This window comes from Streptomyces sp. NPDC054786 (assembly GCF_053611685.1).
Map to the genome: position 1 here is coordinate 78,928 of NZ_JBSHAW010000002.1, position 26,268 is coordinate 105,195.

Annotated in this window: 26 protein-coding genes; 20 read left to right on the forward strand and 6 right to left on the reverse strand. The window is 70.3% G+C overall.

Going from position 1 to position 26,268, the window contains the following annotated elements; all coding sequences use genetic code 11:
• Positions 1-339: 339 nt before the first annotated feature.
• Positions 340-2,295, forward strand: a complete 1,956-nt coding sequence (locus ACWGI6_RS02665) for an AMP-dependent synthetase/ligase (RefSeq protein ID WP_453265809.1) — start codon at positions 340-342, stop codon at positions 2,293-2,295.
• 99 nt (positions 2,296-2,394) lie between these two features.
• Here the strand turns inward: ACWGI6_RS02665 and ACWGI6_RS02670 are convergent, their stop codons facing one another.
• Positions 2,395-2,778, reverse strand: coding sequence for an ATP-binding protein (locus ACWGI6_RS02670; protein WP_453265810.1), 384 nt, complete (start codon positions 2,776-2,778; stop codon positions 2,395-2,397).
• Positions 2,775-2,987: a hypothetical protein gene (locus ACWGI6_RS02675; protein ID WP_453265811.1), complete on the reverse strand. Its 213-nt coding sequence runs from the start codon at positions 2,985-2,987 to the stop codon at positions 2,775-2,777. The genes ACWGI6_RS02670 and ACWGI6_RS02675 overlap by 4 nt, the downstream gene beginning before the upstream one ends.
• A gap of 111 nt (positions 2,988-3,098) precedes the next feature.
• Between ACWGI6_RS02675 and ACWGI6_RS02680 the strand changes: the two genes are divergently transcribed.
• Both ACWGI6_RS02680 and ACWGI6_RS02685 read left to right on the forward strand, forming a co-directional pair.
• On the forward strand, positions 3,099-3,956 hold the full coding sequence (locus ACWGI6_RS02680) for a helix-turn-helix domain-containing protein (protein WP_453265812.1): 858 nt from the start codon (positions 3,099-3,101) through the stop codon (positions 3,954-3,956).
• Positions 3,937-4,155, forward strand: a complete 219-nt coding sequence (locus ACWGI6_RS02685) for a DUF397 domain-containing protein (protein ID WP_453265813.1) — start codon at positions 3,937-3,939, stop codon at positions 4,153-4,155. Before ACWGI6_RS02680 ends, ACWGI6_RS02685 begins: the two co-directional genes overlap by 20 nt.
• 383 nt (positions 4,156-4,538) lie before the next feature.
• Here ACWGI6_RS02685 and ACWGI6_RS02690 read toward each other — a convergent pair whose 3' ends face one another.
• Positions 4,539-4,676, reverse strand: coding sequence for a hypothetical protein (locus ACWGI6_RS02690; protein WP_393906447.1), 138 nt, complete (start codon positions 4,674-4,676; stop codon positions 4,539-4,541).
• A gap of 473 nt (positions 4,677-5,149) precedes the next feature.
• The gene (locus ACWGI6_RS02695) at positions 5,150-5,353 is read right to left on the reverse strand and encodes a cold-shock protein (RefSeq protein ID WP_003984261.1); all 204 of its coding nucleotides are present in this window, start codon (positions 5,351-5,353) and stop codon (positions 5,150-5,152) included.
• Between the two features lie 318 nt (positions 5,354-5,671).
• Between ACWGI6_RS02695 and ACWGI6_RS02700 the strand changes: the two genes are divergently transcribed.
• The 5 genes from ACWGI6_RS02700 to ACWGI6_RS02720 all read left to right on the forward strand — a co-directional run bounded on the left by ACWGI6_RS02700 (position 5,672) and on the right by ACWGI6_RS02720 (position 11,380).
• A complete protein-coding gene (locus ACWGI6_RS02700; RefSeq protein WP_453265932.1) occupies positions 5,672-6,502 on the forward strand; it encodes a menaquinone biosynthetic enzyme MqnA/MqnD family protein in 831 nt (276 codons plus the stop codon).
• 263 nt (positions 6,503-6,765) lie between these two features.
• Positions 6,766-8,676 carry a protein kinase domain-containing protein gene (locus ACWGI6_RS02705; RefSeq protein WP_453265814.1) on the forward strand — a complete coding sequence of 637 codons (1,911 nt, stop codon included), beginning with the start codon at positions 6,766-6,768 and terminating at the stop codon, positions 8,674-8,676.
• Between the two features lie 148 nt (positions 8,677-8,824).
• Positions 8,825-10,024, forward strand: a complete 1,200-nt coding sequence (gene mqnC / locus ACWGI6_RS02710; RefSeq protein ID WP_453265815.1) for a cyclic dehypoxanthinyl futalosine synthase — start codon at positions 8,825-8,827, stop codon at positions 10,022-10,024.
• 7 nt (positions 10,025-10,031) lie between these two features.
• Positions 10,032-10,598: a hypothetical protein gene (locus ACWGI6_RS02715; protein ID WP_453265816.1), complete on the forward strand. Its 567-nt coding sequence runs from the start codon at positions 10,032-10,034 to the stop codon at positions 10,596-10,598.
• Between the two features lie 80 nt (positions 10,599-10,678).
• Positions 10,679-11,380 (forward strand): demethylmenaquinone methyltransferase, encoded by a 702-nt coding sequence (locus tag ACWGI6_RS02720; protein ID WP_453265817.1) that lies wholly within the window; start codon positions 10,679-10,681, stop codon positions 11,378-11,380.
• Between the two features lie 60 nt (positions 11,381-11,440).
• Here the strand turns inward: ACWGI6_RS02720 and ACWGI6_RS02725 are convergent, their stop codons facing one another.
• Positions 11,441-11,950, reverse strand: a complete 510-nt coding sequence (locus ACWGI6_RS02725) for a GNAT family N-acetyltransferase (RefSeq protein WP_453265818.1) — start codon at positions 11,948-11,950, stop codon at positions 11,441-11,443.
• 152 nt (positions 11,951-12,102) lie between these two features.
• Here ACWGI6_RS02725 and ACWGI6_RS02730 point away from each other — a divergent pair, with 152 nt between their 5' ends.
• On the forward strand, positions 12,103-13,386 hold the full coding sequence (locus ACWGI6_RS02730; RefSeq protein ID WP_453265933.1) for a geranylgeranyl reductase family protein: 1,284 nt from the start codon (positions 12,103-12,105) through the stop codon (positions 13,384-13,386).
• Positions 13,387-13,750: 364 nt separating this feature from the next.
• Here the strand turns inward: ACWGI6_RS02730 and ACWGI6_RS02735 are convergent, their stop codons facing one another.
• The gene (locus tag ACWGI6_RS02735; protein ID WP_453265819.1) at positions 13,751-14,548 is read right to left on the reverse strand and encodes a C40 family peptidase; all 798 of its coding nucleotides are present in this window, start codon (positions 14,546-14,548) and stop codon (positions 13,751-13,753) included.
• Between the two features lie 725 nt (positions 14,549-15,273).
• Between ACWGI6_RS02735 and ACWGI6_RS02740 the strand changes: the two genes are divergently transcribed.
• The 11 genes from ACWGI6_RS02740 to nuoK are packed head-to-tail and all read left to right on the forward strand — an operon-like array spanning position 15,274 to position 26,267.
• On the forward strand, positions 15,274-15,633 hold the full coding sequence (locus ACWGI6_RS02740; RefSeq protein WP_006604811.1) for an NADH-quinone oxidoreductase subunit A: 360 nt from the start codon (positions 15,274-15,276) through the stop codon (positions 15,631-15,633).
• A gap of 9 nt (positions 15,634-15,642) precedes the next feature.
• Positions 15,643-16,197 (forward strand): NuoB/complex I 20 kDa subunit family protein, encoded by a 555-nt coding sequence (locus ACWGI6_RS02745; RefSeq protein WP_030074638.1) that lies wholly within the window; start codon positions 15,643-15,645, stop codon positions 16,195-16,197.
• A complete protein-coding gene (locus tag ACWGI6_RS02750) occupies positions 16,194-16,967 on the forward strand; it encodes an NADH-quinone oxidoreductase subunit C (RefSeq protein ID WP_453265820.1) in 774 nt (257 codons plus the stop codon). The genes ACWGI6_RS02745 and ACWGI6_RS02750 overlap by 4 nt, the downstream gene beginning before the upstream one ends.
• Positions 16,967-18,343, forward strand: a complete 1,377-nt coding sequence (locus tag ACWGI6_RS02755) for an NADH-quinone oxidoreductase subunit D (protein ID WP_453265821.1) — start codon at positions 16,967-16,969, stop codon at positions 18,341-18,343. The genes ACWGI6_RS02750 and ACWGI6_RS02755 overlap by 1 nt, the downstream gene beginning before the upstream one ends.
• 35 nt (positions 18,344-18,378) lie before the next feature.
• Positions 18,379-19,230, forward strand: coding sequence for an NADH-quinone oxidoreductase subunit NuoE (gene nuoE, locus ACWGI6_RS02760; protein ID WP_393906528.1), 852 nt, complete (start codon positions 18,379-18,381; stop codon positions 19,228-19,230).
• Positions 19,230-20,612 (forward strand): NADH-quinone oxidoreductase subunit NuoF, encoded by a 1,383-nt coding sequence (nuoF, locus tag ACWGI6_RS02765; protein WP_453265822.1) that lies wholly within the window; start codon positions 19,230-19,232, stop codon positions 20,610-20,612. The genes nuoE and nuoF overlap by 1 nt, the downstream gene beginning before the upstream one ends.
• Positions 20,609-23,143, forward strand: coding sequence for an NADH-quinone oxidoreductase subunit G (locus ACWGI6_RS02770; RefSeq protein WP_453265823.1), 2,535 nt, complete (start codon positions 20,609-20,611; stop codon positions 23,141-23,143). Before nuoF ends, ACWGI6_RS02770 begins: the two co-directional genes overlap by 4 nt.
• A complete protein-coding gene (nuoH, locus tag ACWGI6_RS02775; protein WP_393906527.1) occupies positions 23,143-24,531 on the forward strand; it encodes an NADH-quinone oxidoreductase subunit NuoH in 1,389 nt (462 codons plus the stop codon). Before ACWGI6_RS02770 ends, nuoH begins: the two co-directional genes overlap by 1 nt.
• Positions 24,524-25,114 carry an NADH-quinone oxidoreductase subunit NuoI gene (nuoI, locus tag ACWGI6_RS02780; RefSeq protein ID WP_393906434.1) on the forward strand — a complete coding sequence of 197 codons (591 nt, stop codon included), beginning with the start codon at positions 24,524-24,526 and terminating at the stop codon, positions 25,112-25,114. Before nuoH ends, nuoI begins: the two co-directional genes overlap by 8 nt.
• Positions 25,111-25,971 (forward strand): NADH-quinone oxidoreductase subunit J, encoded by an 861-nt coding sequence (locus ACWGI6_RS02785; RefSeq protein WP_453265824.1) that lies wholly within the window; start codon positions 25,111-25,113, stop codon positions 25,969-25,971. Before nuoI ends, ACWGI6_RS02785 begins: the two co-directional genes overlap by 4 nt.
• Complete coding sequence (gene nuoK, locus ACWGI6_RS02790; protein WP_018090964.1) at positions 25,968-26,267, forward strand: NADH-quinone oxidoreductase subunit NuoK; 300 nt, start codon at positions 25,968-25,970, stop codon at positions 26,265-26,267. Before ACWGI6_RS02785 ends, nuoK begins: the two co-directional genes overlap by 4 nt.
• Position 26,268 lies beyond the last annotated feature (1 nt).

Consider the following 26,268-nt stretch of genomic DNA (forward strand, 5'->3'; position numbering starts at 1 on the left):
GCAGCAACCTTCACCACCAACCCTCCGCAGCAACCTTCCCCACCCTTCTCCCGCCGGCTCGCTCGGTGCGAGCGGCCCTGGCCCCCCATGACCGGGGCACCCGCCCCCAGTTCCGGCCTGCGGGCGGTCCCCACACCTCCCCACATGTCACACGTCCCCACACGTCACACGTCCCCGCACGTCCCCACCGGCCCCCGCACGAGTCCCGTCAGCAGCCCGGCGGCACCCCCGCACCCACACCCGCACCCCCGGTCCCCTCCCCACCCGCACCCCCGGTCCCCTCCCCACCCGCACCCCCGTCCCCTCCCCGCACTCCACAGGAGAAACGAGGACCCGCTCGTGTCCAACCAGGAAAGTGCAGCCACCGCCTCACCCGCCGGCCCGGCCGACGCCCCCGCCGGCTCCGCCCCGCACCCCGCCCCCGCCCTCGTAGAGCCACAGAAGACCCTGGTGGGCGGCGCCGTCCGCGAGGTCTACGTCCCCCCGATGGCCCCGCCCGTACACAGCGGTTCGCTCGGCGACATCCCCTTCCTCAATGCCGCCGAGGCCCCCGCCGAGGTCGTCCTGGCACGTAAGCAACCCAGCGGCACCTGGCGCGACATCACCGCGGCGGAGTTCGCCGTCGAGGTACGCGCGGTCGCCAAGGGCCTGATCGCGTGCGGCCTCCGCCCCGGCGACCGGCTCGCGATCATGGCCCGTACGACCTACGAGTGGACCCTCATCGACTTCGCCGCCTGGGCGGCCGGCCTGGTCACCGTCCCGATCTACCCCACGTCCTCCGCCCGCCAGGCGCAGTGGATCCTGCACGACTCCCGCGCCCGCGCCTGCGTCGTGGAGAACGTCGAGGAGACCCGCCTGATCAGCGGCCTGCGCGGCGAACTCCCCGGCCTTGATCACCTCTGGCAGTTCAACACCGGCGCCATCTCCCAACTCGTCGCCGAAGGCCGCGGCTTGCCGGACTCGGTGGTGGAAGAGCGCCGTGCCGCCACGGGCCCCTACGACCTCGCCACCCTCATCTACACCTCCGGCACCACCGGCCGCCCCAAGGGCTGCGCCCTCACCCACGCCAACTTCTTCGCCGAGGTCGACAACTCCATCGAACTCCTCCACCCCGTCTTCAAGTCGGTCAGCGAGGAGCCCGCCTCCACCCTCCTCTTCCTGCCCCTCTCGCACGTCTTCGGCCGGATGGTCGCCGTCGGCTGTCTGCGCGCCCGGGTCCGCCTCGGCCACGCCCCCAGCATCCAGACCGACGACCTGCTCGCCGACCTGGCGGGCTTCCGGCCGACGTTCCTCCTCGGCATCCCGTACGTCCTGGAGAAGGTCTACAACACCGGCCGCGCCACCGCGGAGAAGATGGGCCGCGCCGCCTCCTTCGACCGCGCGGCCCGCATCGCCCGCTCCTACGGCGAGGCGGTGGAAGCCAAGGAGCACGGGACGGGCTCCGGCCCCGGCGTCGCCCTCAAGGCCGCCCGCAAGTTCTACGACCCGCTCGTCTACCGCCGCATCCGCGCCGCCCTCGGCGGCAAGGTCCGCTACATCCTCAGCGGCGGCTCGCCCCTCGGCCACCGCCTCGCCGCCTTCTACACGGGCGCCGGCATCGAGATCTTCGAGGGCTACGGCCTCACGGAGACGACGGCCGCGACGACCGTCACCCCACCCCTGCGCCCCCGTATCGGCACGGTCGGCTGGCCGCTGCCCGGCAGCGCCGTACGCATCGCCGACGACGGGGAGATCCTGGTCCAGGGCGGCCATGTCTTCTCCGGCTACTGGGACGCGGCCCTCGGCGCGGCCCGTCCCGTCACCGAGCAGGGCTGGCTCGCCACCGGCGACCTCGGTGCGCTGGACGCGGACGGCTACCTCACGATCACCGGCCGCAAGAAGGAGATCCTCGTGACCACGGGCGGCAAGAACGTCGCCCCCGCCCCCCTGGAGGACCGCCTCCGCTCCCACCCCCTCGTCGGCCAGTGCCTGGTCGTCGGCGACAACCGCCCCTACATCACCGCCCTGATCACCCTGGAGCCGGACGGCCTCGCCCACTGGTGCCAGATGAACAAGAAGCAGAATCTGCCGCTGGAGCGGCTGGCCCACGACGAACGCCTGCTCGCCGACCTCCAGCGCGCCGTCGACGACGCCAACGAACTGGTCTCCCGCGCCGAGTCCATCCGCCGCTTCGCCGTCCTCCCGGTGGACTTCACCGAGGAAACCGGACATCTGACCCCGTCCCTCAAGCTCCGCCGGGCCGCCGTCGTCCGCGACTTCGCCAAGGACATAGCGGGCCTTTACGAAAGCAGGTGACCCCAGCTCTGGAGCCGGAGCCCTCGGCGCGTCAGACTGGAACCCCGTGTCACCTCTGTGGGGGAGGTGGCACGGGGTTTGACGTGCGTGGTCGCGGTGCTACGTCCCGGCGATCTCGCACCAGACGGTCTTGCGGTCGCCTCCCCGCAGCACCACGCCCCACCGCAGCGAGACGGCATCGAGCAGCGCCATGCCCCGCCCGCGCTCGTCGTCGCCGGTGGCCCGCAGCAGTACGGGCAGCGCCCGCGGGTCGGGGTCGGTGACCTCCACCCGGGTCCGGCCGCCGGCCATGCCGCTGATGTGGACGACGACGGGGGTGCCCTCCCCGACGTGCCGGATCACATTGCCGAGTATTTCGCTGACGCAGAGCTGGACCTCCTCGCACGGGCCGCCCAGGTGCTCGCGCACGGTGCGCCGGAGCACGGGCACTTCCTTGGGTAAGGCGAGCAGCTCCAGCGTGAGCGGCCCGGACGACGTACTCACCGCGCGGCCGCCTTACGGAGCACTTCGGCCAGCTTGCGGGCGGTGGCCGTATTGCAGTTACCGAGCGCGACGAGCGGGACCGCATAACTGCCGGCGAACCCCGGCAGATCGACCCCGAGGGACGGCAGCGTGATCCCGTTGTCCTGGAGCGCGCTACGCAGCAGCTCGGTGCAGTCGTGCACGTCGTCGTGGTGAAGGGGGCTGGGCATGGGCGTACGCCTTCCTGTGCGCATGGTGACGAAGTGCTCACAGCGTGACGTCACTCGGCGTAGCGTGGAAGGGGATCGGACTCCACCTCGCGGATCGTGGAACGGTGAACCATGCCTGCACGCAAAGACGTTGACGGATCGATGGGCGTCCCCGCCTTTTACGGCGCAGAGTTGCGCTGGAAGCGGGAAGCAGCCGGCCGCACTCTCCAGGAGACCGTTGAGGGCAGCTTCTTCGCGCAGAGCTACCTGAGCGAAATCGAGCGCGGGACGCGACGCATGCCCCTGGAGCTGGCCCGCCATGTGGACCGGGTGCTGGAGACCGATGGGTTCTTCGAGCGGCGGTGTGAGGATGTGCGGAAGGCGCGGCGGGGTGCACATGCCGAGTACTTCGCGCCGATCGTGGAGGCGGAGACGCGGGCCCGGGGTATCGAAGAGTGGAGTAACGCCCTCATTCCTGGGCTGCTCCAGACCGAGGCGTACGCGCGGGCGGTTATCCACTCCACGCATCCGCTCGACCTCCCCGAGGAGACCGAGGCCAAGATCCTCGCTCGATTGAGGCGAGCCAGGCTCTTCGACGACTTGAAGAAACCGGAGTACTGGGTGATCCTCCACGAGTCTCTGGTGCAGGATCCGGAACCACTCCTGTCGAGGTCCGAGATGGCCGAACAGCTCGCCCAGATCGCCGCCTTGGGGCGCTGCCGCCGTATTTCTCCACAGGTCCTGCCGTGGAATGCACCGACACGGCCCTTCATGGGGCTGTCGCTCACGTTCATGGAGTTCGACGACGAGCCGCCACTGATGTACACGGAGGGGCCTTACCACGGCCAAGCCATCGACGATCCGGCCCTCGTGAAGCAGTACCGCAAGGCATACGATCGGCTCAGGGCCGCCGCACTGCCGCCGGAGGCGTCCCTCGACCGGATCGAAGAGGCTGCTGAGGACTTCCGAAATGGCAAGCAACGACATTGACTTGAGCGCCGCCGACTGGCGCAAGAGCAGTCACAGCAATGGCGACGGCGGTAACTGCGTCGAGGTCGCCGACCACGTCCCCGGTCTCGTCCCCGTCCGGGACTCCAAGGCGGTTCCCCACGGCCCGGCCCTGCTGATTCCCGCCGGCGCCTGGTGCGGGTTCATCACGGCCCTGAAGGCCGACTCGCTCATCAACTGACGCCCGGCGCAACGACGTCGCCCACCCTGCCCGCGCAGCCCGCTTCGAGGCAACTCACTGCGGGGGCAGGGCCACAGCCGTCTGCATCTCGCACGAATTGCACCAGAACGCCCACCCGTTGGCGTCAACGGACCGCGACCCGCACGCAAGGCACGGGTCGCCCACAAAACTGGCCGCCACCCACGCCCCGGCCGTCGCCGCCCGGCGCCCCGCGGTGGTGCACTCGTCCGCGTAACACGGGATGCACAACCCGCCCTGTCGGCCGGGCAGTTTCATCGACCGTATGCCGCAGGTGGAGCACGGCAGCCGGCCCACGTACTGCGCGTCCAGGCCGACCGGCTTGCCGTTCCTGTTGAAGGCCGCCATGCCTGCCTTCGCCTCCTCTACGCCAGGACGGTGCCGGTGCCACCGCAACCGGAGCACTGTGTGGTGACCTTGTCGCCCATCGGCGTCTCCCACTCCACGGTGCCTCTGCCGCCACAGTCGGGGCAGGGCTTCTGTGGGGGCATGTCCTCGCTCATCTTGCCCAAGATAGGCCGCGCCATGTTGCCATGTGAGCACTTTCCGTGATCACTTCGTCACGAACGTCAACCCGGCAGGGCAGGCAGAGTCCGGCCTCGGGTGTCGGCTCTCCCGATCGCGGTCCGGCAGCTTCCGCGGCGAGCGCCGCGGTGAAGCAGCCCTGGGCGCAGGCCGTACGGGCCGGGGCGCCGGGCAGCGGGCTCGCACGGGCGCGCCGAGCCGGTATTCCGGTGCTCGCCGGCCCGCCCGCCCGGCGTCACGATGACACGCGGACCTGCGCGCTCAATGCCCCGGCAATTCCGCATTGCGCCCGCCATTCGGGTGTGTCGGGCGCTTGAAGGTGAATGTTCATGCAGTTGCCATTCGCCCCGGGCAAACAAAAGGCAGGAGCCCCGCTCGCCACCGGAGTGGCGGAGCAGGGCTCCTTGGGTACTGCTTTGGTGCGACCTGGAATTATTCCGGGCCGGGCAACTTAGACCGGCGTAACGTTCTCCGCCTGCGGACCCTTCGGGCCCTGCGTAACGTCGAAGTTCACCTGCTGGTTCTCCTCCAGGGAGCGGAAACCAGAGGCGTTGATCGCCGAGTAGTGGACGAAGACATCCGGGCCGCCGCCGTCCTGGGCGATGAAGCCGAAGCCCTTTTCAGCGTTGAACCACTTGACGGTTCCGGTAGCCATAAGCCCTCCTTGGGCCAAAGGGTTGCCCTGCTCCAGAACCTGCAAAGAAGTCTGAAACTACAAGAGCCTGCGGGGTCACATGCTCCGCAGGCTCTGTACTGCAAGGGAAACCAAACTGCAACTTGCGCTGAGCGTAGCATGTGCTGCTCCTGAGGCGGAAGAGCCAAAGATCACGTTTAACCGACCGCACTAACGTCCATACGCCGCCCCGCCGCGCTGCCCCATGGGAGACAGGTCTAGCCTCCGCATGTGGACAATTCAACCTTCGGAGACACACCCGCGGGAGCCGACGCCGGCCGCCGTCGCAGCCGGCCGCGAGTGGGCCACATCCAGTTCCTGAACTGCCTGCCCCTTTACTGGGGCCTCGCCCGTACGGGCACCCTGCTCGATCTGGACCTCACCAAGGACACGCCGGAGAAGCTCAGCGAGCAGCTGGTCCGCGGGGAGCTCGACATCGCGCCGATCACCCTCGTCGAATTCCTGCGCGCCGCCGACGACCTCGTCGCCTTCCCCGACCTGGCCGTCGGCTGCGACGGCCCGGTGATGTCCTGCGTGATCGTCTCGCAGAAGCCGCTGGACCAGCTCGACGGTGCCCGGGTCGCCCTCGGCTCCACCTCGCGTACGTCCGTACGGCTGGCCCAGCTGCTGCTGGCCGAGAAGATCGGCGTGCGGCCGGACTACTACACGTGCCCCCCGGACCTCGGCCTGATGATGCAGGAGGCGGACGCGGCGGTGCTGATCGGTGACGCCGCGCTGCGCGCCAATCTGCACGACGGGCCGCGGCTGGGCCTGGAGGTGCACGACCTCGGCCAGATGTGGAAGGAGTGGACGGGCCTGCCGTTCGTCTTCGCCGTCTGGGCGGCCCGGCGCGACTACCTGGAGCGCGAGCCGGAGGTGGTGCAGAAGGTGCACGAGGCGTTCCTCGCCTCGCGCGATCTGTCGCTGGAGGAGGTCGCCAAGGTCGCCGAGCAGGCGGCCCGCTGGGAGACCTTCGACGAGCCGGTCCTGGAGCGGTACTTCACCACGCTCGACTTCCGCTTCGGGCCCGAGCAGCTGGGCGGCGTCACGGAATTCGCCCGGCGGGTCGGGCCGACGACCGGGTTCCCGGCCGATGTGAAGGTGGCGCTGCTGGAGCGGCCGGGCGGCTAGCCGGCAGGTGGACGGGGGGAAGGCCGGGCGGCGCGGGCACGCCCGGCCGGTGCCGTCGCCCGGTGCCGTCGCCCGGAGCGGTCGCCCGGAGCGGTCGCCCGGTGCCGTCGGCCGGAGCGGTCGCCCGGTGCCGTCGGCCGGAGCGGTCGCCCGGTGCCGTCGGCCGGAGCGGTCGCCCGGTGCCGTCGGCCGGGTGCGGAGTTCCGGGAGCCCGGCGGGGCGCGGGTCATAAGCTGGGTGCGCCGTATCGAGGGGGAGGCGCCATGGAGTCGTTGACGGCGGATGATCCACGGGTCCTGGGCGGGTACCGGCTGCTGGGCCGGCTCGGCGCGGGCGGGATGGGCCGGGTCTATCTCGGGCGCAGCGCGGGCGGGCGTACCGTCGCCGTGAAGGTCGTCCATGCGCACTTCGCCGCGGACGACCAGTTCCGTGCGCGGTTCCGGCGGGAGATCGAGTCGGCGCGGCGGGTGGGCGGCGCCTGGACCGCGCCGGTGCTGGACGCCGACCCGGACGCGGCCGTCCCCTGGATCGCCACGGGCTATGCCGCGGGCCCCTCGCTCGCGCAGGCCGTCGCCGATCTCGGGCCGCTGGCCGAGCACTCCGTACGGGCGCTGGGCGCCGGGCTGGCCGAGGCGCTGGCCGCGGTGCATGCGCTGGGGCTGGTGCACCGGGACGTCAAGCCGTCCAATGTGCTGCTGACGCTGGACGGGCCGCTGCTGATCGACTTCGGGATCGCGCGGGCCACGGAGGGCACCGCGTCGCTGACCTCGACCGGGGTCTCGGTGGGGTCGCCCGGCTATATGGCGCCCGAGCAGATCCTGGGCAAGGGGGCGGCGGGCGCGGCCGATGTCTTCTCGCTCGGTGCGGTGCTGGCTTTTGCGGCGACCGGCGTCAGTCCGTTCTCGGGTGATTCGTCCGCCACGCTGCTCTACAAGGTCGTGCACGAGGAGCCCGAGCTGGCTTCCCCGCTCGCCGGTGAACTACGGGAGTTGGTGGCCGGCGCTCTCGCCAAGAACCCCGCGGACCGTCCCGCCCCTGAGGCGTTGGCGGCCCGTCTCGCGGGGGAGGGCAGCGGGGGCGCGGCGGGGCTGGTGCGGGCCGGGTGGCTGCCCGCTCCGCTGGTCGAGCGGGTCAGCCGGCAGGCGGTGGAACTGCTGAATCTGGAGGCGGGGGAGGAGACGGAGGCTGGGGCTCCGGCCGGGACGGGGACGGGCGCCGGTCCGGCGGGCGTGTCGCCCGGCGGGGCGTTCGGGCCGCCGGATCCCTCCTACGGGGCGGCGTCCGGGCTGGTGCCGTTCGACAGCGCGCTCCAGGCCGGGCCGCCCGGACCGCCGTCGGGCACCTCCGGCCTGCCCGGCCTCCCCGGTCAGCCGCCCGGCCCCGCGCCGCGGCCGACGGCCTGGCCGGTGGCCGGCGGGGTGCCGTCCGCCGCGACGGCCGGCCACGGTCACCCCGCGACGGCCGGCAGTGGCCCTCCCGCGACCGCCGGCAGCGGCCACCCCGCGGCTACCGGTCCGGACCGTCCGCCGGCCGCCCCCGGGCTCGCCGACCTGCCGACCGGGGCGCCGCCGGCCGCCCCGAAGGAGCGGCGGATCGCGCTGTCCGGCGCGGTCGGCGGCAAGGACCGGCCGCGGCGGATGAGCTGCACGCTGGTGCTGTCGGTGGCCGGTGCGCTCGCCGTCGCGACGACGGCCGGGTTCGTCTTCCGTCTGATGCCGGGCACGGGCGGTGACACGGACGGCGGGCCGCAGGCCGGCGCCAGGCCGCCGGCCGACCGCACCCCGACGGCCCGGCCCACCGGCCCGGGGGACGAGGGTGCCGGGCCCGCCACGGTGACCAAGGCTTTCCTCGGCACCTGGACGGGCAGCGTCACGACGGTGCACGGCATCCCCAACGGCACGATCACCAGCGTCGTCGAGCCCGGCGGCAAGGGCGACTACGTCATCCACACCACCTACGACGCGGTGCTGGTGAAGTGCCAGGCCAAGGCGAAGCTGGAGTCGGCCACGAAGACGAGGCTGGTGCTGATGGAGCGGCCGGACGGCAAGCAGGGGCCCGGCTGCACGGGCAACAAGTCCCGTGTGACGTACACGCTCGGCAAGGACGGCACGCTCGGCTTCGCCTCGCAGGACGACGCGGGCGGCACGCCGAAGGCGACCTTGACGAAGCGCTGACGGGGCGCGGGGACGCGGCGCCGGACAGGCGCTGTCCGGCCGCTGACCGGGCGTCGGCGGACAGCGCCGGCTGACCGGCGGCGAGGCTGTCGGCCCCCTGACGTACGCTGGTTCAGTTCGTGATGCCCGCCTGCGAAAGGGACGCCCGGTGACCGAGAACGCCGACCTCCAGTCCGTACTCGACCGCGCCGCGCAGGGCGGCCGCATCACGCCGGAGGAAGCGCTCGACCTGTACCGCTCCGCTCCGCTGCATGCGCTGGGCCAGGCCGCCGACGCCGTGCGCCGCCGCCGCTACGCCGGCACCGAGCACATCGCGACGTACATCATCGAGCGCAACATCAACTACACCAATGTGTGCGTGACGGCCTGCAAGTTCTGCGCCTTCTACGCCGCGCCCAAGGACACCGCCAAGGGCTGGACCCGCGACCTCGACGACATCCTGCGCCGCTGCGCGGAGACCGTCGAACTGGGCGGCACCCAGATCATGTTCCAGGGCGGCCACCACCCGGACTACGGCGTCGAGTACTACGAAGAGCACTTCTCCGCCATCAAGAAGGCGTTCCCGCAGCTGGTCATCCACTCCCTCGGCGCGTCCGAGATCGAGCACATGGCCCGGATCTCGAAGGTGTCGGTCGAGGAGGCCATCTCGCGCATCCACGCCGCAGGCCTGGACTCCTTCGCGGGCGCCGGCGCCGAACTCCTCCCCGCCCGCCCCCGTAAGGCCATCGCGCCCCTGAAGGAGTCCGGCGAGCGCTGGCTGGAGATCATGGAGGCGGCCCACCGGCTCGGTGTGGAGTCGACCTCCACGATGCTGATGGGCACCGGCGAGACCAATGCCGAGCGGATGGAACATCTGCGGATGATCCGCGACGTCCAGGACCGTACGGGCGGCTTCCGCGCCTTCATCCCGTACACCTACCAGCCGGAGAACAACCACCTGAAGGGCCAGACGCAGGCCACCCTCTTCGAGTACCTGCGCATGATCGCCATCGCCCGGATCTTCTTCGACAATGTCGCGCACATCCAGGGCTCCTGGCTGACCACCGGCAAGGAGGTCGGCCAGCTGTCGCTGCACTACGGCGCGGACGACCTCGGCTCGATCATGCTGGAGGAGAACGTGGTCTCCTCGGCCGGTGCCAAGCACCGCTCCAACCGGATGGAGATCATCGACCTGATCCGCAAGGCGGGCCGGGTGCCGGCGCAGCGCGCCACCACCTACGAGCACCTCGTCGTGCACGACGACCCGGCCGACGACCCGGTCGACGACAAGGTCGTCTCGCATCTGTCGTCGACGGCGATCGACGGCGGCACGGCGCATCCGGAGCTGAAGCTCGTCGAGGCCAACTGAGCCTGCGGTGCTGACGATTCACCGGGTGCGTGCGGTCCGCCCGGTCGTGGACCGTCCGGACGACGACCGTCCGGACGACGCCGGGCACGCGGTCGTCGTCACGGGCGACCGCTTCGCCGCCGTCGGACCGTTCGACGAGCTGTTCGCTGAGTACGGCGCACGGGCCCGGGTCCGGGAGTGGGACGGCATGCTGACGCCCGGCCGCTACGAACCGGAGGGCGCCGCCCTGCTGGAGGCCGCCTACCACCCCGACCCGCGCGAGGCGGACGCCCTCGGCAGCGAGCCGGTCACCGGCGAGGCGCTCGCCGCCCTCGACATGACCGAGGCCCGCTGGGGCGCGAGTGCCCGGCGCGGACTGCAACGCCTGATGGCCATCGGGACCACGGCGCTGACCGGGCCGTTCCACCGCCCCGCGGTCCGTACGGCCGTGGAGCGCTCCGGCCTGCAGGAGCTGGACAGGCGTATCCCGCGTGCCCTGGTGGCCGGCGGCGTCGCCCACTTCGCCGTCTTCGCCGAGGACGGCAGCTGCCTGGCCACCGCACTCCACGGCCGCCTCGTCTTCCGCCGCCGCTGACACCGCCACGGACCACGCCACCCGGCGCTCCGGCCGTGCCCGGTGCGGGCGCCGGCCCCGGCACGGTGGACAATGGCCGGGTGACCCGAGCATCCCTGGACAAGCAGCCGCACGAAGTCGCCGCGATGTTCGACGACGTGGCGGCGCGGTACGACCTCACCAACGACGTGCTCTCCCTGGGGCAGGCGCGGTTGTGGCGCAAGGAGGTGGACCGCGCGGTGGCCGCCCGGCCCGCCGAGCGGGTGCTCGACCTCGCGGCCGGTACGGGCACCTCCTCGCTGCCGTTCGCACGCACCGGTGCCTACGTCGTGCCGTGCGACTTCTCCGTCGGCATGCTGGGGGAGGGCAAGAAGCGCCATCCGTGGCTGCCGTTCACGGCCGGTGACGGCACCCGGCTGCCGTTCGCCGACGGGGTGTTCGACGCCGTGACCATCTCCTTCGGGCTGCGCAACATCCAGGACACCGACGCCGCGCTGGCCGAGCTGTACCGGGTGACCAAGCCCGGCGGCCGGGTCGTGATCTGCGAGTTCAGCGAGCCGACCTGGGCGCCGTTCCGGACCGTCTACACCGAGTACCTGATGCGTGCGCTGCCGTCGGTCGCCCGCGCGGTCAGCAGCAACCCGGACGCCTATGTCTATCTCGCCGAGTCCATCCGCACCTGGCCGAACCAGCCCGAACTCGCCGCCCGGCTGCAGGGCGTGGGCTGGACCGAGGTGGCCTGGCGCAATCTGACCGGCGGCATCGTCGCGCTGCACCGGGGGCGCAAGCCGGCCGAGGGCTGACCCGCATGAGCGGCCGGCGCGCGATGCTCAGCGCGCCGGCTCCTTCGTTCCGCGGGACGCTCAGACATCCAGCCGGTGGCAGCAGGCGGTCCGCTTGCCCTTCGGCGTGATCAGCGTCTCCGCGAGCCGCATCCCCAGCCGCCGGGCCACCGCGAGCGACCGCTCGTTGCGCGCATCCACCATGGCGACCACATGACGGACGCCGGCCGCGCGTACGGACGCCAGTGCCGCCTGCGCCGCGGCCGTGGCGTAGCCCTTGCCCCAGTAGGCGCGACCGAGCCGCCAGCCGATCTCGATCTCGCCCGCCGGGCCCCAGTCCCACGGCCACGGCTGGGCGCCGGTGAAGCCGATGACCGCGCCGTCCGCCGGATCGACCAGCGTGTACAAGCAGAAGCCCAGCTCCGCGTGGTGCCTGCGCTGGCGTGCGGTGAGCTCCTCGTACTCGGAGGGTTCGGCCGCTGCGCCGCCGTGGAATTCCATGACGTCCGGGTCGTTGAAGACCCGGTGCCAGTTCATCGCGTCCTCCTCGGTGGGCACGCGCAGCTCGACCGCGGGGAGCGGCCGGTTCACGGGCGGTGTGTTCACAGACTTCACGGCACAACCCTTCAGGTTCTGATCATCACGGCCCCCATAGACTGACGTGCCCAGTGCCGGTCGGCACCCTGATATCCAGATATCGACTTCCGGGAGACAGCGCCGTGACCGAGTCCGTGACCGAGTCCGTGACCACAGCCCGCTCTGAGCACAGCGCGGATGTGATCGTCGTCGGTGCCGGGCCCGCCGGCTCGGCGACCGCCTATCACCTCGCCAAGTCCGGTCTGGATGTGCTCCTTCTGGAGAAGACCGCGTTCCCGCGCGAGAAGGTCTGCGGCGACGGGCTGACCCCGCGCGCCACCAAGCAGCTGGTCGCGATGGGCATCGACATCTCCGAAGAAGCGGGCTGGCTGCGCAACAAGGGCCTGCGGATCATCGGCGGCGGCTCCCGCCTCCAGCTCGACTGGCCGGAGCTGGCCTCGTACCCCGACTACGGGCTGGTCCGTAAGCGCGATGACTTCGACGAGCAGCTGGCCCGGCAGGCGCAGAAGGCCGGTGCGCGGCTCCACGAGCGCTGCAATGTGGGTGCGCCGATCGTCAACGAGCTGACCGGCCACATCACCGGCGTCCACGCCAAGCTCGGTGAGGAGAAGACCCCGGTCACCTTCCACGCCCCGCTCGTGGTCGCCGCCGACGGCAACTCCACCCGGCTCTCGCTGGCCATGGGCCTGCACCGCCGCGAGGACCGCCCCATGGGCGTGGCCGTCCGTACGTACTTCACCTCGCCCCGCCATGACGACGACTACCTGGAGTCCTGGCTCGAACTGTGGGACCGCCGCGGCGCCGAGGACCGGCTGCTGCCCGGCTACGGCTGGATCTTCGGCATGGGCGACGGTACGAGCAACGTCGGCCTCGGCATCCTCAACTCCAGCTCCGCCTTCCGGGAGCTGGACTGGCGCGAGATCCTCAAGGCCTGGTGTGCCTCGATGCCCGCCGACTGGGGCTACACACCGGAGAACATGACCGGCCCGATCCGCGGCGCCGCGCTCCCCATGGCCCTCAACCGCCAGCCGCATTACACCAGGGGCCTGCTGCTGGTCGGTGACGCGGGCGGGCTGGTCAACCCGTTCAACGGCGAGGGCATCGCCTACGCCATGGAGTCCGGCGCGATCGCCGCCGAGGTCATCGTGCAGGCGCACGCCCGCGCCACTTACGCGCAGCGCGAACTGGCCCTGCAGCGCTACCCGAAGATCCTCAAGGACACCTACGGCGGCTACTACTCCCTCGGCCGCGCCTTCGTGAAGCTCATCGGCAACCCCAAGGTCATGAAGATCGCCACTCAGCGCGGTCTGACCCACCCGCTGCTGATGCGCTTCACCCTCAAGATGCTCGCCAACCTCACCGACCCCACGGGCGGCGACGCGATGGACCGGATCATCAACGGTCTGAGCAAGGTCGCGCCGAAGGCCTGACGCGTGGCACCGGCACCGGGCGGGAAGCCTGCGGCCGGCTCCGGCGAGGGGCCCGGTGGGGCCCCGGTGGCGGCTCGGGAAAATCCCCGGGCCGCCCCGTCACATTCTCCGGCCGGGATCCGTCAGTGCAGTGACGACCGAAGGCCCTGCGGCGGCCGTTGTGGCCCTGTTGGCCCGTAGAAGCGCGTGATGCCCGTGATGGGCCCGGAAGAGCCGTCGGCGGCCCATCGGTGCGTCCGGCGGGCCGCCGTCGGTGACACGGCCGTCGGTGACGCGGACGGCCCGGACGTCCGCATGCCGAAGGACCGTCCCTCCCGAGCGGCGGGAGAGACGGTCCTCGTGTGGCACGGAGGGTGCGGCGGTCCTAGAGGACGCGCACCGCGCCGGTCGGCATGTCGTAGCTGAGCGGGCGCTCGACGATGCCGGTGCTCGAGTTCTGGGCGCCGATGAACTTGCCGCCACCGACGTAGACGCCGACGTGGTAGGCGCTGCCCGAGCTGCCCCAGTACAGGATGTCGCCGACCTGGAGGTTGTCCAGGCCGACCTGGGTGCCGGCGGTGGACTGGTCCTGCGACACCCGCGGCAGGTCGATGCCGATCTGGTGGAACGCGGCCTGGGTCAGGCCGGAGCAGTCGTACGACGAGGGGCCGCTGGAGCCCAGCACGTAGGCCTTGCCGAGCTGCGCCTTCAGGAACGAGACCAGGGTGGCGGAGCTGCCGGTGGCGGAGGACGACGACGGGGCGGACAGGGTCGAACGCTCGGAGGAGCGCGAGGCACGGGCCTGCGCGGCCTCCTTGGCCTTGCGGGCTTCCTCGGCCTTCTTCTTCGCCTCGGCCTTGGCCTTCTTCACGGCCTCGGCCTTGTGCTTCTCGGCGGCCTTGGCGGCCTTGGAGAAGGCGCTGTCCTGGAGGGCCTGACGCTCGTAGTTGAACGCGACCTGCTCGGCAGTGTCGGCGCTCTTCGCGGCGCTGGTGGCCAGCGCCGTCGTGATCGTCGGCATCTCCTGGGTTTCGGAGACGGGCTTCTGCGCGGCGTTGGCCGGGACGGTGGCGCCGGTCACCGCGAGGGTGAGGAAGCCACCGGTCACGCCCGCACGCAGGGCCCGCGAGGACGCGGAACGGCGGGGCTTCCGGTGGCTGGGTATGAGTGCGTTCGGGGACATGGCAACAACGGCTATCAGGCCCCACAGGTTGCTGCCAAGAAAGGTGCAGTGCGCCACACTTGACGTGTACGCGGCGAATAAAGCGGACTTTTGGTCCCGCGCCGAGCCGGCGGCGGGATGTCCGAATTTCGCGATCATGTTCCTACGCATGGCATTTGCTGCTCGATGCGGGGGCGGCGAGCGCCTATCACTTCCCCATCCGCCACGCCAAGGCTTCCCGTGCGTCAAGGACTTAGTGCTGGAAATAGCGTGGGATAGGTCACTCTTGAGTGTCCGTTATGTTCCTGTGACCTGACGTCGGCCGTGGCGCTCGTGAATCGAAGCACGCACCGATGATCACGGTCGGGTCACGGGCGGATCACGCCTACGGGCCGTCCCCATATAACAGTTGGCCGCGTCCAGCACCAATTTGCTCGCGGCGGGGCCCACTTGATAGAGGCGACCCCGCTCTGACCAGCGGTAACCCATGCGAATGTCACCTCTCGTGATCACTCGCGCGCTTCACGTATGAAGATCACCGCTCATCCGACTTCATGATCCTTCGCCGGGTGGTGGAGATCACAAAGGCGTTGTCCGCTCCCGTGTCGCAGATCACAGACCAGCGGGCATAAGATGCTGGCGGTTCGGGCTTGTGAACTGCCTCACATATGCACGATCTCCACGGGGCAGCCGAGGGCCCGAGCGGACCGCCATCCAGTCATCGTCGACTGAAGGGAGCGAGGACGGTGAACGCTTATGCGCCCATCCTCGTACTGGGAGCCCTCGGGGCAGGCTTTGCGATCTTCTCCGTCGTGATGGCCACCCTCGTCGGGCCCAGGCGCTACAACCGGGCCAAGCTCGAGGCGTACGAGTGCGGAATCGAGCCGACGCCACACCCGTCCGGTGGCGGTCGCTTCCCGATCAAGTACTACCTGACGGCGATGCTCTTCATCGTCTTCGACATCGAGATCGTCTTCCTCTATCCCTGGGCCGTCACCTTCGACGCCCTGGGGCTTTTCGGGCTCGTCGAGATGCTCCTCTTCGCGCTCACCGTCTTCGTCGCCTACGCCTATGTCTGGCGTCGTGGCGGCCTGGAATGGGACTAGGGGTCACACATGGGACTTGAAGAGAAGCTGCCGAGCGGCTTTTTGCTGACCACTGTCGAGCAGGCCGCGGGCTGGGTGCGCAAATCATCGGTCTTCCCCGCGACCTTCGGGCTGGCCTGCTGCGCCATCGAGATGATGACGACCGGCGCCGGGCGCTACGACCTGGCCCGCTTCGGCATGGAGGTCTTCCGCGGCTCGCCGCGGCAGGCGGACCTGATGATCGTGGCCGGCCGGGTGAGCCAGAAGATGGCGCCCGTTCTGCGGCAGGTCTATGACCAGATGCCGGACCCGAAGTGGGTGATTTCCATGGGGGTTTGCGCCTCATCGGGCGGAATGTTCAATAACTACGCGATTGTGCAGGGCGTCGACCACATCGTTCCCGTCGACATTTATTTGCCGGGCTGCCCGCCGCGTCCCGAGATGCTGATGGACGCCATTCTCAAGCTGCATCAGAAGATCCAGAACACCAAGCTCGGGGTCAATCAGCAGCAGGCCGCCCGTGAGGCGGAGGAAGCGGCGCTCAAGGCGCTCCCGCTGATCGAGATGAAGGGGCTGCTGCGGTGAGTGAGCAGAAGAACCCTGAGGGTCCCGACGAGCCGGACGGCCGGAACGGCCAGGAGGACGCCGTTCCCGCGCAGCGCGACGACACCGGCGAGGTGATCGGCACCCGCCGCGGGATGTTCGGCGCCGACAACGGCGGCGACACCAGCGGCTACGGCGGCCTCGTACGGACCGTCCGGCTGCCCGGCGCGACCCAGCGGCCGTACGGCGGGCCCCGCGGCGAGGGCGGATACGGGGAGTTCGACGAGATCGCCGACGAGCTGGAGGGCGCCCTCGACGAACAGGGCCTGATCCCCGAGAACGTCATCGAGAAGACGGTCGTGGACCGCGCCGAGCTGACCTTCCACATCGAGCGCGGCTATCTGCCGACGGTCGCCAGGACCCTGCGCGACGACCCCGCGCTGCGCTTCGAGCTGTGTACGGGCGTGAGCGGAGTGCACTTCCCCGGCGACAAGGGCCGCGAGCTGCACGCCGTCTACCACCTGCGCTCGATCACCCACAACCGGCTCATCCGGCTGGAGGTCTCCGCCCCGGACGCCGACCCGCACGTGCCCTCGCTCGTGGACGTCTATCCCACCAACGACTGGCACGAGCGCGAGACCTACGACTTCTTCGGAATCGTTTTCGACGGCCATCCGGCGTTGACGCGGATCATGATGCCCGACGACTGGCAGGGCTTCCCGCAGCGCAAGGACTACCCGCTCGGCGGCATCCCCGTCGAGTACAAGGGCGCCCAGATTCCGGCTCCCGACCAGCGGAGGTCGTACAGCTGATGACTACTGCACCGCACTCCCACTCCTCGAACGGGCACCACACGTCCAGCGACTTCGACACGACGGAGTCCCTGGCCCGGGAGACCACCGAGGGCACCGTCTACAACGTCTCCGGCGGCGACTGGGACGAGATCGCGGCCGCCGCGGTGAAGTCCGACGACGAGCGGATCATCGTCAACATGGGGCCGCAGCACCCCTCCACCCACGGCGTGCTCCGGCTGATCCTGGAGATCGACGGCGAGACCGTCACCGAGGCCCGCTGCGGCATCGGCTATCTGCACACCGGCATCGAGAAGAACCTCGAATACCGGACCTGGACGCAGGGCACCACGTTCGTCACGCGCATGGATTACCTCACCCCCTTCTTCAACGAGACGGCCTACTGCCTGGCCGTGGAGAAGCTGCTCGGGATCACCGACCAGATCCCCGACCGGGCCACCGTCATCCGCGTGCTGCTGATGGAGCTCAACCGGATGTCCTCCCACCTCGTGGCGATCGCCACGGGCGGGATGGAGCTGGGCGCCACCACGATCATGATTTACGGCTTCCGTGACCGTGAACTCATCCTCGATCTCTACGAGCTGATCACCGGCCTGCGGATGAACCACGCCTACATCCGGCCCGGCGGCCTCGCGCAGGACCTGCCCCCGGGCGCGGTCGACCAGGTGCGTGAGTTCGTGAAGAAGATGCGCAAGAACATCGGCGAGTACGACAAGCTCGCCACCGGCAACCCGGTCTTCAAGGGCCGCATGGAAGGCATCGGCTATCTCGACCTGGCCGGCTGCATGGCCACCGGCGCCACCGGGCCCATCGTGCGCGCCGCCGGACTGCCGCACGACCTGCGCAAGACGCAGCCGTACTGCGGTTACGAGACCTACGACTTCGAGGTGCCGACCGCCGACACCTGCGACTCCTACGGCCGGTTCCTCATCCGGCTGGAGGAGATGCGCCAGTCGCTGCGGATCGTCGAGCAGTGCCTGGACCGGCTGGAGCCTGGCCCGGTCATGGTCGCGGACAAGAAGATCGCCTGGCCCGCCCAGCTGGCCCTGGGGCCGGACGGTCTGGGCAACTCCCTCGACCACATCAAGAAGATCATGGGCACCTCGATGGAGGCCCTGATCCACCACTTCAAGCTGGTGACCGAGGGCTTCCGGGTCCCACCGGGACAGGCCTACACCGCCGTCGAGTCGCCCAAGGGCGAGCTGGGCGTGCATGTGGTCAGCGACGGCGGCACCCGTCCTTACCGGGTGCACTTCCGCGACCCGTCCTTCACCAACCTCCAGGCCATGGCGGCGATGTGCGAAGGCGGCCAGGTCGCCGACGTCATCGTCGCCGTCGCGTCCATCGACCCCGTGATGGGAGGCGTCGACCGGTGAACGCCACTCCGGCAAACCATGACGTGCAGCTGGGGATGCCCGCGCTCCCCGCCCCCGACTATCCGGTGGACGTACGGGCCCGGCTGGAAGCGGACGCCAAGGAGGTGATCGCCCGCTACCCCGGCGCGCGCTCGGCGCTGCTGCCGCTGCTGCACCTCGTACAGGCCGAGGAGGGGCATGTCACCCGCACCGGCATCCGCTTCTGCGCCGAGCTGCTCGACCTCACCACCGCCGAGGTCACCGCGGTCTCGACCTTCTACTCCATGTACCGCCGCAAGGCGAGCGGTGACTACCAGGTAGGGGTCTGCACCAACACGCTGTGCGCGGTGATGGGCGGCGACGCCATCTTCGAGGACCTCAAGGAGCACCTCGGCGTCGGCAACGGCGAGACCACCGAGGACGGCGCCGTCACCCTCGAACACATCGAGTGCAACGCGGCCTGCGACTTCGCCCCGGTCGTGATGGTCAACTGGGAGTTCTTCGACAACCAGACCCTGCAGTCCGCCCGGCAGCTGGTCGACGACCTGCGGGCCGGCCGGAGCGTCCGGCCCACCCGCGGCGCACCGCTGTGCACCTTCAAGGAGACGGCCCGGATGCTCGCCGGATTCCCGGACGAGCGGCCGGGCGCCGTCGAGGCCACCGGCGGAGCGGGCCCCGCCTCGCTGATCGGGCTGCGGCTCGCCAAGGGCGAAGCCGTCCCCGGCCGCGGCGCCGACCACGTCATCGCGCCGCGTGCCACCACCGACGGTCCCACCGACGAGCCCCCGTCCGGCCACCCCGCCGACGAGGCGCCCTCGGGACACCCCAGCTCCCACGACGCACCGCAGCAGACCTCGGCCTCGGACGAGCAGCACCCGGCCGGTCCCACAGCAGAGGAGGGGGAGTGATGACAGTGGCAGCCGAACACGGCGGCGCCTCCCGGCCGGAGGCCGGCGGGGAGACCAACCCGGAGAAGCTTCTGACGCCCGTCCTGTCCGCCTTCTGGGACCGGCCCGAACCCTGGACGCTGGAGACCTACCGCCGGCACGAGGGCTACGAGGGCCTGCGCAAGGCGCTGGCGATGCCCCCGGACGACGTCATCGCCTACGTCAAGGACTCCGGGCTGCGCGGCCGCGGCGGCGCGGGCTTCCCGACCGGGATGAAGTGGCAGTTCATCCCGCAGGGCGACGGCAAACCGCACTACCTGGTCGTCAACGCCGACGAGTCGGAGCCCGGGACCTGCAAGGACATCCCCCTTCTCTTCGCGAACCCGCACTCCCTCATCGAGGGGATCGTGATCGCCTGCCATGCGATCCGCTCGAACCACGCCTTCATCTATCTGCGCGGTGAGGTCGTGCCCGTCCTGCGGCGGCTGCACGAGGCCGTACGCGAGGCCTACGCGGCGGGCTACCTCGGGAAGAACATCCTGGGCTCGGGCCTCGACCTCGATGTGATCGTGCACGCGGGCGCCGGCGCGTACATCTGCGGTGAGGAGACCGCGCTGCTCGACTCCCTGGAGGGCCGTCGCGGCCAGCCCAGGCTGCGGCCGCCCTTCCCGGCGGTGGCGGGCCTCTACGCCTGCCCCACCGTCGTGAACAACGTCGAGTCCATCGCGTCGGTTCCCGCGATCATGAACAAGGGCAAGGACTGGTTCAGGTCGATGGGCAGCGAGAAGTCCCCGGGCTTCACGCTCTACTCGCTCAGCGGCCATGTGACCAACCCGGGCCAGTACGAGGCCCCGTTGGGCATCACCCTGCGCCAGCTGCTGGACATGAGCGGCGGCATGCGCCGCGGCCACCGGCTGAAGTTCTGGACGCCGGGCGGTTCCTCGACGCCGATGTTCACCGACGAGCACCTCGACGTCCCCCTCGACTACGAGGGCGTCGGCGCGGCCGGCTCGATGCTCGGCACCAAGGCGCTGCAGTGCTTCGACGAGACCACCTGTGTCGTACGGGCGGTCACCCGCTGGACCGAGTTCTACGCCCACGAGTCCTGCGGTAAGTGCACGCCCTGCCGCGAAGGGACGTACTGGCTGGTGCAGTTGCTGCGCGACATCGAGGCCGGCAAGGGCCGGATGGACGACCTCGACAAGCTGAACGACATCGCCGACAACATCAACGGCAAGTCCTTCTGCGCCCTCGGCGACGGCGCCGCCTCGCCGATCTTCTCCTCGCTCACGTACTTCCGCGAGGAGTACGAGCAGCACATCACCGGCAAGGGCTGCCCCTTCGACCCGGCCAGATCGAACCTGTGGGCCGACAACGACGCTCACCTGGGGGTGAAGGCATGACCGTCACGACAAATGCTCCCTCCGGGGGCGGCGAGGCGGCGATCCCGCCGGAGGACCTCGTCACCCTGACGATCGACGGCATCGAGATCTCCGTCCCCAAGGGGACGCTGGTCATCCGTGCCGCCGAGCTCCTCGGCATCGAGATCCCGCGGTTCTGCGACCACCCGCTGCTGGACCCGGCGGGTGCCTGCCGGCAGTGCATCGTCGAGGTCGAGGGCCAGCGCAAGCCGATGGCCTCCTGCACCATCACCTGCACCGACGGCATGGTCGTCAAGTCGCAGCTCACCTCGCCGGTGGCCGAGAAGGCCCAGCGCGGCGTGATGGAGCTGCTGCTGATCAACCACCCGCTGGACTGCCCGGTCTGCGACAAGGGCGGCGAGTGCCCGCTGCAGAACCAGGCGATGCAGGTAGGCGATCCGGATTCGCGCTTCGAGGGCAAGAAGCGCACCTTCGAGAAGCCGGTGCCGATCTCCACGCAGGTGCTGCTGGACCGCGAGCGGTGCGTGCTGTGTGCGCGCTGCACCCGCTTCAGCAACCAGATCGCCGGCGACCCGATGATCGAGCTGGTCGAGCGCGGCGCCCTCCAGCAGGTCGGCACCGGAGAGGGCGACCCCTTCGAGTCGTACTTCTCCGGCAACACCATCCAGATCTGCCCGGTCGGCGCGCTCACCTCCGCCGCGTACCGCTTCCGCTCCCGCCCCTTCGACCTGGTCTCCTCGCCGTCGGTGTGCGAGCACTGCGCGGGCGGCTGTGCGACCCGTACGGACCACCGGCGCGGCAAGGTCATGCGGCGGCTGGCGGCGAACGACCCCGAGGTCAACGAGGAGTGGATCTGCGACAAGGGGCGGTTCGCCTTCCGGTACGCGCAGCAGCGCGACCGGCTGGAGCACCCCCTGGTGCGCAACCCGGAGTCCGGCGAACTGGAGCCGGCGAGCTGGCCCGAGGCCCTGGAGGCGGCGGCCCGCGGACTGTCCGCGGCCAGGGGACGCACCGGTGTGCTGACCGGCGGCCGGCTGACCGTTGAGGACGCCTACGCCTACGCCAAGTTCGCCCGGATCGCGCTGAACACCAACGACATCGACTTCCGGGCGCGGGTGCACAGCGCCGAGGAGGCCGACTTCCTGGCGTCCCGGGTCGCCGGCCGCGGGCGCGATCTTGGGGGCACCTCCCGGACGGAGTCTGGGGGAGGCGAGGGCGTCACGTACACCGCGCTGGAGAACGCGCCGGCCGTCCTGCTGGCCGGTATCGAGGCGGAGGAGGAGGCGCCCGGCGTCTTCCTGCGGCTGCGCAAGGCGCACCGCAGGAGCGGCCAGCGCACCTACGGGCTGGCCGGTCACGCCTCGCGCGGGCTGATCAAGGCCGGCGGCACGCTGCTGCCGTCCGCACCCGGCACCGAGACCGAATGGCTGGACGCGCTGGCGGGCGGCGTCGGTCTGGACGGCGAGGGGCAGGCGGCGGCCGAGGCGCTGCGGGCCGACGGCGCGGTGATCGTCGTCGGCGAGCGGCTGGCGGCCGTGCCCGGCGCACTGACCTCCGCCGTCCGCACCGCCCGCGCCACCGGCGCCCGGCTGGTGTGGATCCCACGGCGGGCGGGCGAACGCGGCGCCGTCGAGGCGGGCGCGCTGCCCGGTCTGCTGCCCGGTGGCCGGCCGGCCACCGACCCGCGGGCCCGCGACGAGATCGCGGCCGCCTGGGGCGTGGCCGCGCTGCCGCACCGGCACGGCCGGGACACCGGCCAGATCATCGAGGCCGCGGCGACCGGTGAGCTCGGCGCGCTGCTCGTGGCGGGCGTCGAGGTGGCGGACCTGCCGGACCCGGCCCGTGCGCTGACCGCCCTGGACGAGGTCGGCTTCCTGGTCAGCCTGGAGCTGCGGCCCTCGCAGGTCACCGAGCGGGCGGATGTGGTCTTCCCGGTGGCGGCCGTGGTCGAGAAGGCCGGAACGTTCCTCAACTGGGAAGGCCGGGCGCGGCTGTTCGAGGCCGCCCTCAAGCCGGACCAGATGACCCGCCGGCATCTGCTGCCGGACTCCCGGGTCCTGCACATGCTCGCCGACGCCCTCGACGTCCATCTGGCGCTGCCGGACATCCGCTCCGTACGCCGCGAACTGGACCGGCTCGGCGGCTGGGACGGCCCCTACGCGGGCGAGCCCGTGGAGACCGGGCGGCCGCTGCCCCGGCCCGACAGCGGCGAGGCCGTCCTCGCCGGGCACCGGCTCCTGCTGGACCAGGGACTGCTCCAGGAAGGCGATGAGGCGCTGGCCGGCACCCGGCACGCCGCCCTCGCCCGGCTGTCGCAGACCACCGCGGAGGAGACCGGGGTCAAGGACGGTGATCTGCTGGCGGTCACCGGACCGGCCGGCTCGGTCCAGCTGCCGCTCAAGGTCACCCCGATGCCCGACCGGGTGGTGTGGCTGCCGCTCAACTCCACGGGCGGTGGCGTCGCCGCCGACACCGGGGCGCAACCCGGTGACCTGGTGAAGATCTCCGCCGCCCCGGGCACCCCGGAGCCGGCCGAGGAGGTGGACGCATGATGCAGCAGCTCGATCAACTCGCCGCTGCCGGAAGCGCGCTGGCGCAGGAAGATCTGTCGATGTTCGGCCGCGACCCGTGGTGGCTGGTCGTCATCAAGGCGGTCTTCTGCTTCGCGTTCCTGATGCTGACGGTGCTGTTCTCGATCGTCTGGGAACGCAAGGTCGTCGCCTGGATGCAGCTGCGCATCGGCCCCAACCGGCACGGCCCCTGGGGGATGCTCCAGTCCCTCGCCGACGGCATCAAGCTGATGCTGAAGGAGGACCTGGTCGTCAAGCGGGCCGACAAGGTGGTCTACATCCTCGCGCCGGTCGTGGCGGCCATCCCGGCCTTCATGGCGATCGCGGTGATCCCCTTCGGCCCGGCCGGCAACGAGATCTCGGTCTTCGGCGTCCGCACTCCGATGCAGCTGACCGACCTGCCGATCGGCATCCTCTACATCCTGGCCACGGCCTCGGTCGGCATCTACGGCATCGTGCTGGCGGGCTGGTCGTCCGGCTCGACCTATCCGCTGCTCGGCGGGCTGCGCTCGTGCGCGCAGATGATCTCGTACGAGATCGCGATGGGCATGTCGTTCGCGGCGGTGTTCCTCTACTCCGGGTCGATGTCGACCTCGACCATCGTGGAGTCGCAGCAGAACAGGTGGTACGTCCTGCTGCTGCCGGTGTCCTTCATCATCTACATCGTCGCGATGGTGGGCGAGACCAACCGTGCGCCCTTCGACATGCCGGAGTCCGAGGGCGACCTCGTCGGCGGCTTCAACACCGAGTACTCGTCCATCAAGTTCGCGATGTTCATGCTCGCCGAGTACATCAACATGGTCACCGTCTCGGCGGTCGCGATCACGCTCTTCCTGGGCGGCTGGAAGGCTCCCTGGCCGATCTCCACGTTCTGGGAGGGCGCGAACCACGGCTGGTGGCCGCTGCTCTGGTTCACGATCAAGGTGCAGCTGCTGCTGTTCTTCTTCATCTGGCTGCGCGGCACCCTTCCGCGGGTGCGCTACGACCAGTTCATGAAGCTGGGCTGGAAGGTCCTGATCCCGGTATCGCTGGTCTGGCTGATGCTGGTCGCCACGGTCCGGGCGCTGAAGAACGAGGGCTACCACTTCTCCCAGATCGTGCTCTACGTCGCCGGCGGCGCCGTCCTGCTGCTGCTGCTCTCCCTCCTCGTGGACTTCTTCCGGCGCGGTGAGAAGGAGGAGGAGACGGACGGCGACGGGGCCTTCGACGCGATGGCCGGCGGCTTCCCCGTGCCGCCGCTGCCCGGACAGAGCCTGCCGCCCGTGCCACGACGCCGGCCGCGCCGTGATCGCGAGCTGATTGTCAGTGGCGGGCCGGACACTGTCAGTGACGAAAACGGAAACGACGGAAAGGGGGGCGACGGTGCCTGAGTTCCAGAACCCCGTGGCCGGCTTCGGCGTGACCTTCAAGGCCATGTTCAAGAAGCGGCTGACCGAGCAGTACCCGGAGGAGAAGAAGCCGACGGCGCCGCGTTTCCACGGCCGGCATCAGCTCAACCGCCATCCGGACGGGCTGGAGAAGTGCATCGGCTGCGAGCTGTGCGCCTGGGCCTGCCCGGCGGACGCGATCTACGTCGAGGGCGCGGACAACACCGACGAGGAGCGCTACTCCCCGGGCGAGCGCTACGGCCGCGTCTACCAGATCAATTACCTGCGCTGCATCCTGTGCGGCCTGTGCGTGGAGGCCTGCCCGACCCGCGCACTGACGATGACCAACGAGTACGAACTCGCCGACCGGTCCCGTGAATCGCTCATCTACACCAAGGAGGAGCTGCTCGCGGGCCTGGAGGAGACGATGGTCGACTCGCCGCATGCGATCTACCCCGGCATGACGGAGAAGGACTACTACCAGGGCCTGGTGACCGAGGCCGCCCCGGGGGCCGTCCGTCAGGTCGCGTCCTCCAAGGGCGAGAAGGCCGACGGGAACGCCCAGGGGAAGGAGGCGACCGCATGACCGGGCTCGCCGCCGCGGCTTCCACCGGAGAGGCCGTGCAGTTCTGGATCCTGGGCATCGTCGCCGTCAGCGGTGCGCTGGGCACGATCCTGATGAAGCGGGCCGTGCACAGCGCCCTCTCGCTGGCCGGCACCATGATCGTCCTGGCGGTCTTCTACCTCGCCAACGGCGCGTACTTCCTCGGCGTCGTCCAGATCGTCGTCTATACGGGCGCGATCATGATGCTGTTCCTGTTCGTCGTCATGCTGGTCGGTGTCACCGCGGCGGACTCCCTCAAGGAGACGCTCAAGGGCCAGCGCTGGCTCGCCGCCGGACTGGGCATCGGCTTCGGCATCCTGCTGATCGCCGGTATCGGCAATGCCTCGCTCAAGGAGTTCAACGGCCTGGGCGAGGCCAACGCCGGCGGCAATGTGCAGGGCCTGGCCGCGCTCATCTTCACCAAGTACGTCTTCGCCTTCGAAATCACCGGTGCGCTGCTGATCACGGCGGCCGTCGGCGCGATGGTGCTGACCCACCGGGAGCGTACGGAGCGCGCCAAGTCCCAGCGTGAGCAGTCCGAGGCGCGGGTGCGCGAGGGCAAGCAGGTGCCGCCGCTGCCCGCCCCGGGGGTGTACGCCCGGCACAACGCCGTCGACATCCCGGGCCTGCTGCCCGACGGCACCACGTCCGAACTGACCGTCAGCCCGACGCTGAGGGAGCGCGGCCAGGTCCGCGATGTGTCCGGCGAGTCGCTCGCCGAGCTGAAGGCGCTGGAGCAGCGCTCCGAGGACTGGCTGGGCCGGGGTTCCGATGAGCCCCGGTCCTCGTCCTCCGGTGGCGTGACACCGAAGGAGCGCAAGGAGGGGGCCAAGAAATGAACCCGGTCTACTACCTCTATCTCGCCGCCCTGTTGTTCACCATCGGTGCGGCCGGGGTGCTGATCAGGCGGAACGCCATCGTGGTGTTCATGTGCATCGAGCTGATGCTCAACGCCTGCAATCTCGCCTTCGTCACCTTCTCGCGGATGCACGGGAATCTGGACGGCCAGATCATCGCCTTCTTCACGATGGTCGTCGCCGCGGCCGAGGTCGTGGTCGGTCTGGCGATCATCGTGTCGATCTTCCGCACCCGTCATACGGCCTCGGTCGACGACGCCAGCCTGATGAAGCTGTAAG

Excerpts from the sequence above, each read along its gene's own strand:
- ACWGI6_RS02675 (WP_453265811.1), bottom strand. The coding sequence starts at position 2,987 with ATGCCCAGCCCCCTTCACCACGACGACGTGCACGACTGCACCGAGCTG.
- ACWGI6_RS02680 (WP_453265812.1), top strand. The coding sequence starts at position 3,099 with ATGCCTGCACGCAAAGACGTTGACGGATCGATGGGCGTCCCCGCCTTT.
- ACWGI6_RS02685 (WP_453265813.1), top strand. The coding sequence starts at position 3,937 with ATGGCAAGCAACGACATTGACTTGAGCGCCGCCGACTGGCGCAAGAGC.
- ACWGI6_RS02690 (WP_393906447.1), bottom strand. The coding sequence starts at position 4,676 with ATGAGCGAGGACATGCCCCCACAGAAGCCCTGCCCCGACTGTGGCGGC.
- ACWGI6_RS02695 (WP_003984261.1), bottom strand. The coding sequence starts at position 5,353 with ATGGCTACCGGAACCGTCAAGTGGTTCAACGCTGAAAAGGGCTTCGGC.
- ACWGI6_RS02705 (WP_453265814.1), top strand. The coding sequence starts at position 6,766 with ATGGAGTCGTTGACGGCGGATGATCCACGGGTCCTGGGCGGGTACCGG.
- ACWGI6_RS02735 (WP_453265819.1), bottom strand. The coding sequence starts at position 14,548 with ATGTCCCCGAACGCACTCATACCCAGCCACCGGAAGCCCCGCCGTTCC.
- ACWGI6_RS02745 (WP_030074638.1), top strand. The coding sequence starts at position 15,643 with ATGGGACTTGAAGAGAAGCTGCCGAGCGGCTTTTTGCTGACCACTGTC.
- ACWGI6_RS02755 (WP_453265821.1), top strand. The coding sequence starts at position 16,967 with ATGACTACTGCACCGCACTCCCACTCCTCGAACGGGCACCACACGTCC.
- nuoE (WP_393906528.1), top strand. The coding sequence starts at position 18,379 with ATGCCCGCGCTCCCCGCCCCCGACTATCCGGTGGACGTACGGGCCCGG.
- nuoF (WP_453265822.1), top strand. The coding sequence starts at position 19,230 with ATGACAGTGGCAGCCGAACACGGCGGCGCCTCCCGGCCGGAGGCCGGC.
- ACWGI6_RS02770 (WP_453265823.1), top strand. The coding sequence starts at position 20,609 with ATGACCGTCACGACAAATGCTCCCTCCGGGGGCGGCGAGGCGGCGATC.
- nuoH (WP_393906527.1), top strand. The coding sequence starts at position 23,143 with ATGCAGCAGCTCGATCAACTCGCCGCTGCCGGAAGCGCGCTGGCGCAG.
- ACWGI6_RS02785 (WP_453265824.1), top strand. The coding sequence starts at position 25,111 with ATGACCGGGCTCGCCGCCGCGGCTTCCACCGGAGAGGCCGTGCAGTTC.
- nuoK (WP_018090964.1), top strand. The coding sequence starts at position 25,968 with ATGAACCCGGTCTACTACCTCTATCTCGCCGCCCTGTTGTTCACCATC.